The following is a 6,017-nucleotide window of genomic DNA, read 5'->3' on the forward strand; positions in this document are numbered from 1 at the left end:
AGATGCGAGCAAATCCGTGGGACCCATCGGCCGAACGAGGTCGCGTGGTTGATTGGAACTCGCGTCGCGGAAACCCTCTTGGCCAGCGGCCCAACACGCCGCACCAACAGGCCGGACATATGGACGCAAGCGATCCGATCAAACCTCACAAAGCTCTTGTGCCACGGGGGCCGTCCACATATGGGTCCCGGCCTTCGCCGGGACGACGTTGGGGAGGGATCGGGTTCTACAACCCTGTCATCGTGAGCGCAGCGCCATGCGGGATTTCGCTTTGGGTCGGTCCCGGGTTTCGCTACGCTCACCCGGGCTACGGCTCCACACTGTGAGGTGACATTGACCCGACCGGCATCCCTCATCACCACTGAACAGCTCGCCGCCATGATTGGCGAGCCGCATTTGCGCATCTACGACTGCACGACCTACAACGAGCCCGTGCCGCAGGGCAGCGACGTACCTTATATCGCCGTGCCCGGCGACAAGACGTTCGAGGCCGGCCACATTCCGGGCGCCGATTTCCTCGATCTGCAAGGCGAGTTCTCCGACACCTCCGCGCTTTCGCTTTTCATGATGCCTAGTGTCGCCGAGCTCGAGGCCGCCTTCGGCCGTCACGGCCTCGATGCGTCCAAGACCATCGTGCTCTACAGCATCGGCACGATGATGTGGGCGACGCGGTTCTGGTGGATGCTGCGTTCGCTCGGCGTCGAGGCACACGTGCTCGACGGCGGCTTCGACAAATGGAAGGCCGAGGGGCGCCCGGTCGAGACGGGCGCACCGAAGGGATATCCGGCATCGACCTTCGAGGCCGCGCCGCGCGCCGGCTTCTTCGTCGACAAATCCACGGTGGTGGCAAGGATCGGCGATCCCGCGACGGTCATCGTCAACGCGCTCGGTTCGCAATTTCATCGCGGGCTGGAGCCGAGNGGCAGGCCGGGTCGCGTTCCCGGTAGCGTCAACGTTCCGGCGGCCACGCTGGTCAACGCCGCCGACAAGACGCTGACCACGCTGGCCGATGCCGAGGCGAAGTTTGCCGCGCAAGGCATCACACGCGACAAGACCGTGGTCTGCTATTGCGGCGGCGGCATCTCCGCCACCATCGATCTCTTCCTGCTGACGCAGCTCGGCTACGACAAGCTCACGCTGTATGACGGCTCAATGGGGGAATGGGCGAGGGACCCGACGCTCCCGATCGAGACCGATTGAAGACAACGGCTATGCCGCGGACGCAGCGCAGCATGACATGCGACGCTGCTGATCCGGGCCCCGGGCTTGGGGCCCCATCTCCATGGCTGTAAAAAGCCGGGAACCTTTTCGGCAGACGTGCATCCAATGGGTCAAATGGAGACGGGCACGTGAAACCCATGCAACAGACCGCAGCCGGCATATCCGGCGAAGCCAGGTCATCCGAAGCCGGACTGATCGACCGTGCGCGGGCCCGTGACGAGGCGGCACTGCGCCTGATCATGCAGGCCAACAACCGCAGGCTCTATCGCCTCGCGCGCGGCATTCTGCGCAGCGACAGCGAAGCCGAGGACGTGGTGCAGGAGACCTATGTCCGGGCCTTCACCCATCTCGACGGCTTTCGCGGCGAGTCCGGGCTGTCGACCTGGCTGTCGCGCATCGCGATCAACGAGGCGCTCGGCCGGGCGAGAGGCCGGAGGCCGCATGTGGAACTGGGAGCATTGCCGGAGGCGACGCTCAACGCCGAGATCATCCAGTTTCCCCTTTCCTCCGCATCAGGCGATCCGGAAAAGTCCATGGCCCAACGTGAGATCCAGCGCGTCGTCGAGCACGCCGTCGATGAATTGCCTGAAGCCTTCCGCATGGTCTTCATCGCACGCGTGATGGAGGGGATGAATGTGGAAGAGACCGCCGAGCTGCTCGGCGTCAAACCGGAGACAGTGAAGACGCGGTTGCACCGCGCCCGTACGATGTTGCGCGAGAACGTCGAGAAGAAGATCGGTCCGGTGATGATGGACGCGTTTCCGTTCGCCGGTCAGCGCTGCGAGCGCTTGACCCAGACCGTGCTGAGACGGCTCGGCCTCGGAATCTAGGCGGAACGCCGATTTTTTTCGGGAACCTCCGCGGCAAATGACCATCCAATCCCTGTGAAGAAACGCGCCGGAAAAGCCGGCACCACAGGAGTATCAAACATGTTTGTCCGATGGAGCGCGGCAATTGCTGCGATCGCCTTTCTGTCCGGCCCTGCGCTGGCGCAAGCCGGCAAACCGACCGATCCCCAGATCGCGCATATCGCCTACACCGCTGGCGTGATCGACATCAACGCGGCAAAGCAGGCGCTGAAGAAGGCCAGGAGCAAGGACGTGAAAGCGTTCGCGCAGGACATGGTGCGCGACCATGAGGCGGTCAACAAGCAGGCGCTTGCGCTGGTCAAGAAGCTGCACGTGACGCCTGAGGACAACGACACCAGCCGCACGCTGTCGAAGCAGGCGAGCGACAAGCTTGCCGCGCTCGACAAGCTGAACGGCGCGGCCTTTGACAAGGCCTATGTCGAGAACGAAGTCGCCTACCACAAGACGGTCAACAGCGCGCTGGAGACCCAGCTCATTCCCGCCGCCAGCAATGCGGAACTCAAGGGCCTGTTGCAGACCGGCCTGAAGATCTTCCAGGGCCATGAGCAGCACGCCGAGCACGTCGCGGCGGAGCTGAAATAGGGAGCGCGCGATGAAGCCGGGGCGACTGCCTGCGATCGTGCTTGCGATCGTCTTCCTGTCCATGGTCGTCCCGGCGCACGCCGCGACCCTTCAGATCGTGATGGAAAATCTCGTGATATCGCCGGCTGAGGTGTCTGCGAAAGTCGGCGACACCATCGAATGGGTCAACAAGGACGTCTTTGCCCACACCGCTACCGCGAAGAACGGTGATTTTGACGTGACGCTGCCGCCAAAGAAGTCGGCGACATTCGTTGTGAAGAAGGCGGGAACGGTCGATTATTACTGCCGCTATCATCCCAACATGAAAGCGACTCTCAAGATCGAGCCGTGACAGGCGAGTGGAAACGCGCATTCCCGGTCACCTCGGGAAAACCTCCCGACCGGGTCCAGACTAATGCTTATCAGCGGAAGCCGGCTTCCGTGCGATAACCGCGGCAGACTTCGCGCCTGTCGCAAAGTCATTCATCCGAACACTGGCCCCGCCGCGCGGCGGGGTCATTTTTGGGCAGGCTTACTGCCGCGCGATACCGACCGAGAATTCGCCGTTGCGCACGCGGCCGGGCAGCCCCTCGACGAACTTCGCCACCGCGTCCTCGCCATAGGTGCCGACGAGCTCGGCAAACGCCGCGAACAGGCTCGCCTGCGCCAGGCAATCGCCGTCGACGCCGTCATGGCGCGCCTCGGCCCAGGCCTCGTTGAGATAGCTGAGCGCGGCCTGCTTCTGCTCGTGATCGGGCAGCGGCGCGCGGGCGGGGGCGAATGAAATCGACTGGCTCATGAAACTCGGAACAAGGCTGGAGGCGCGATCCACGGCGACGCGCTGAGCGAGAGGTGTAGCACGCGTATTAACGCCGCCTAGGCCACATCTTTAGGAAAGGTTAACGGGGGTGTACAAAGATGATGTCGTTGTTCCAGCGCGTGGATTTCAGAGCCGGTCCTGATTGTGAGGGGGCGCATTAACCTCTCGTCATTGCGGGACGCGACTTCGTCCCGCCTCGGAATGACGAAGAAGTCAGTTCGCGTAACGCGCCGTGAGGTCGCGCGAGATCTTCGAGCCTTCCTCGATGTAGCGGCGGATCGCGACGGTGGCCGCCGGGGTGCAGCTCCGGTAGGTCTGCTGGAAGCCGTTATAGCCGCGGTTGAAGCCGGCGATCATACGGGTGCGGCGTTCGCCGGAAGGGGTTTCGGCGTCGATCAGCGCCTGCATCTCGTTGCGCCATTTGTTGCCCTCATTGGCCCCGCAGATGCCGCGCAGGTAGTGCAGCCCGCCCAGGATTTCGGCTAGCCGCTGCAAATCGGCGTCGAACGGCGCCGCCACGTCCTGGGCCCGGGCGGGCCCGGCGGCGCAGGCGAGAATCAGGGCAAAAACGGCCAGAAATCGCGTGGACATCGGCCGGTGTATGCCTCCTCCAGACGGTGGACGCAAGGCGCGGGAACTACCGTCGGGGCCCGAGCAGGCTCTGCGCCGCCTGGATGACCTCCTCGAGGCCCCCCGTCAGCTTGAGGTCGCCGAGGCTGGCGAGGGCATCGGGGGCGAGCCAGCGGAAATCGTCGAGTTCGTCGTTGAGAACCGGTTCCCTGGCGATCCAGCGGGCGGCAAAAGACATGATGAGGTAATGACCGGCCCCGCCGGTAGACGGCAGCACCTCGCGCCAGCCGGCAAGGCCGATGATCTCGATGTCGAGCCCGGTCTCCTCGTCGACCTCGCGCCTCAGCGCCTGGTGCAGCGATTCGCTGAACTCGACCCGGCCGCCCGGCAGCGAATAGAACCCTTTGCCGGGCGAGCGGGCGCGGCGGACCAGCAGCACCTTGCCGTCGCGGAAGATCGCGGCGCTGACCGCGAGCTGGGGATGGGTGGGCTGGATGACCAAGGCCATGACTCAGTTCGCCATGATGCTGTCGACGTCGGCCTCCGCGCCGCCATTGATGATGCCGCCGCAGGCCGCGATCAGCGGCTTGACCCAGAGGGTGGCCTGCTCGGCGAGGCGGACGCGGGTCGTGTCCTTGTCGACTTCGCGCATGGCCGAGCCGACCGCGGTCAGGATCGAGGTCATGGTGTCGGTGATGTGGTCGAACTGGGCGCGCACGGACGGCTCGGCCTTCTCATAGGCCTCGATCGCGAGATCGCGCGCCTTGAAGTTCGACGCGGTGAAATGCTCGGCATAGGACAGCGGCGTCCACGTCAAGAAATCTTCCGCGCATTCCGGCATGTCCGGGACCATTTCGAGCAGCATCACGGCTTCATTGAAATGGTTCAGATAGTCGGTGGCAAGCCCGGTCCGCGGGTTGATGTTGGCCACGCGCAGGCGCTCGGCCCAGGCCTCAGCCTCCGGGCCCGTCTGTACATGTGTCCGCGCGGGTGCTGAGACCGTTGAGCTCATCGGCCGCAGTGTTAACGTTCGGGGTTAAAAGGTACTGAACGGAACTTATATAGGCCCCCAAGGATGTGCGGACGTTTCGTCATAACTTCGGCCCCCGCGGCTTTGCGGCAACTCTTCGGCTACATCGAGCAGCCGAATTTCCCGCCCCGGTATAATGTCGCCCCGACGCAACCGATTCCCGTGGTACTGGTCGAAAACGGGGCGCGGCACTTCCGTCTGATGCGCTGGGGCCTGCTGCCGAACTGGGTCAAGGATCCCCGGGGATTTACGCTCCTGATCAACGCCCGCTCGGAGACGGTGCTGGAAAAGCCCGCCTTCAAGAACGCGATTCGCAGGCGGCGCGGTCTGATCCCGGCCGATGGTTATTACGAGTGGAAGGCAATCGACGGCCGCAAGCAACCTTTCTTCATTCACCGCGCCGATGGCGAGCCGCTCGGCTTTGCCGCGGTGTTCGAGACGTGGGTCGGGCCGAACGGCGAGGAGCTCGACACGGTCGCGATCGTCACGGCGGCGGCGAGCGAGGATCTGGCCACGCTGCACGATCGCGTGCCGGTCACCATCAGCCCGCGCGATTTCGAGTGTTGGCTCGACAGCCGCGGCGACGAGGTCGACGCCGTGCTGCCGCTGATGGCTGCGCCGCGCATCGGCGAATTTGCCTGGCACCCGGTCTCCACCCGCGTCAACCGCGTCGCCAACGACGACGCGCAGCTGCTCCTGCCGATCAGCGCCGAGGAGATGGAGGCGGAAGCGCCAAAGCCGAAGAAGTTGGCGCGGAAGGCGGCGGCCACGTCGGCCGATGACGGGCAGGGGTCGTTGTTTTAGGTGCGGCCACAATCTCCGCTGTCGTCCCGGACAAGCGCAAGCGCAGGTCCGGGACCCATATGTGGACGGCCCCCGTGGCACAAGAGCTTTGTGAGGTTTGATCGGATCGCTTGCGTCCATATGTCCGGCCTGTTGGTGCGGC

At 64.3% G+C, this 6,017-nt stretch carries 9 protein-coding genes and 1 pseudogene; 6 read left to right on the forward strand and 4 right to left on the reverse strand.

Features of this window, described 5'->3' with window-relative positions:
- Positions 1 to 333 precede the first annotated feature (333 nt).
- The 5 genes and pseudogenes from AYJ54_RS06720 to AYJ54_RS06735 form a co-directional block, all read left to right on the forward strand.
- The coding region (locus AYJ54_RS06720; protein ID WP_245328922.1) for a sulfurtransferase at positions 334 to 920 on the forward strand (587 nt) is incomplete at its 3' end.
- Between the two features lies 1 nt (position 921).
- Positions 922 to 1,200: pseudogene (locus tag AYJ54_RS52070) on the forward strand (sulfurtransferase); the annotation flags it as partial.
- A 158-nt stretch (positions 1,201 to 1,358) separates the two neighbouring features.
- Positions 1,359 to 2,051 carry an RNA polymerase sigma factor gene (locus tag AYJ54_RS06725; RefSeq protein ID WP_063697661.1) on the forward strand — a complete coding sequence of 231 codons (693 nt, stop codon included), beginning with the start codon at positions 1,359 to 1,361 and terminating at the stop codon, positions 2,049 to 2,051.
- 99 nt (positions 2,052 to 2,150) lie between these two features.
- Positions 2,151 to 2,672: a DUF4142 domain-containing protein gene (locus tag AYJ54_RS06730; RefSeq protein ID WP_063697662.1), complete on the forward strand. Its 522-nt coding sequence runs from the start codon at positions 2,151 to 2,153 to the stop codon at positions 2,670 to 2,672.
- Between the two features lie 10 nt (positions 2,673 to 2,682).
- Positions 2,683 to 3,003 (forward strand): cupredoxin domain-containing protein, encoded by a 321-nt coding sequence (locus AYJ54_RS06735; RefSeq protein ID WP_063697663.1) that lies wholly within the window; start codon positions 2,683 to 2,685, stop codon positions 3,001 to 3,003.
- A gap of 180 nt (positions 3,004 to 3,183) precedes the next feature.
- Here AYJ54_RS06735 and AYJ54_RS06740 read toward each other — a convergent pair whose 3' ends face one another.
- The 4 genes from AYJ54_RS06740 to AYJ54_RS06755 form a co-directional block, all read right to left on the reverse strand.
- Complete coding sequence (locus AYJ54_RS06740; protein ID WP_063697664.1) at positions 3,184 to 3,450, reverse strand: hypothetical protein; 267 nt, start codon at positions 3,448 to 3,450, stop codon at positions 3,184 to 3,186.
- Positions 3,451 to 3,684: 234 nt separating this feature from the next.
- Positions 3,685 to 4,062, reverse strand: coding sequence for a TIGR02301 family protein (locus AYJ54_RS06745; RefSeq protein WP_063697665.1), 378 nt, complete (start codon positions 4,060 to 4,062; stop codon positions 3,685 to 3,687).
- 46 nt (positions 4,063 to 4,108) lie between these two features.
- Positions 4,109 to 4,549, reverse strand: a complete 441-nt coding sequence (locus AYJ54_RS06750) for an NUDIX hydrolase (RefSeq protein ID WP_063697667.1) — start codon at positions 4,547 to 4,549, stop codon at positions 4,109 to 4,111.
- Between the two features lie 3 nt (positions 4,550 to 4,552).
- On the reverse strand, positions 4,553 to 5,053 hold the full coding sequence (locus tag AYJ54_RS06755) for a hypothetical protein (RefSeq protein ID WP_063697669.1): 501 nt from the start codon (positions 5,051 to 5,053) through the stop codon (positions 4,553 to 4,555).
- Between the two features lie 63 nt (positions 5,054 to 5,116).
- On the opposite strand from AYJ54_RS06755, the gene AYJ54_RS06760 reads away from it, so the two are divergent.
- Positions 5,117 to 5,875 (forward strand): SOS response-associated peptidase, encoded by a 759-nt coding sequence (locus tag AYJ54_RS06760; protein WP_063697671.1) that lies wholly within the window; start codon positions 5,117 to 5,119, stop codon positions 5,873 to 5,875.
- Positions 5,876 to 6,017: the final 142 nt, after the last annotated feature.

Origin of the sequence: Bradyrhizobium centrolobii (genome assembly GCF_001641635.1) — a bacterium.
Taxonomy (GTDB): domain Bacteria; phylum Pseudomonadota; class Alphaproteobacteria; order Rhizobiales; family Xanthobacteraceae; genus Bradyrhizobium; species Bradyrhizobium centrolobii.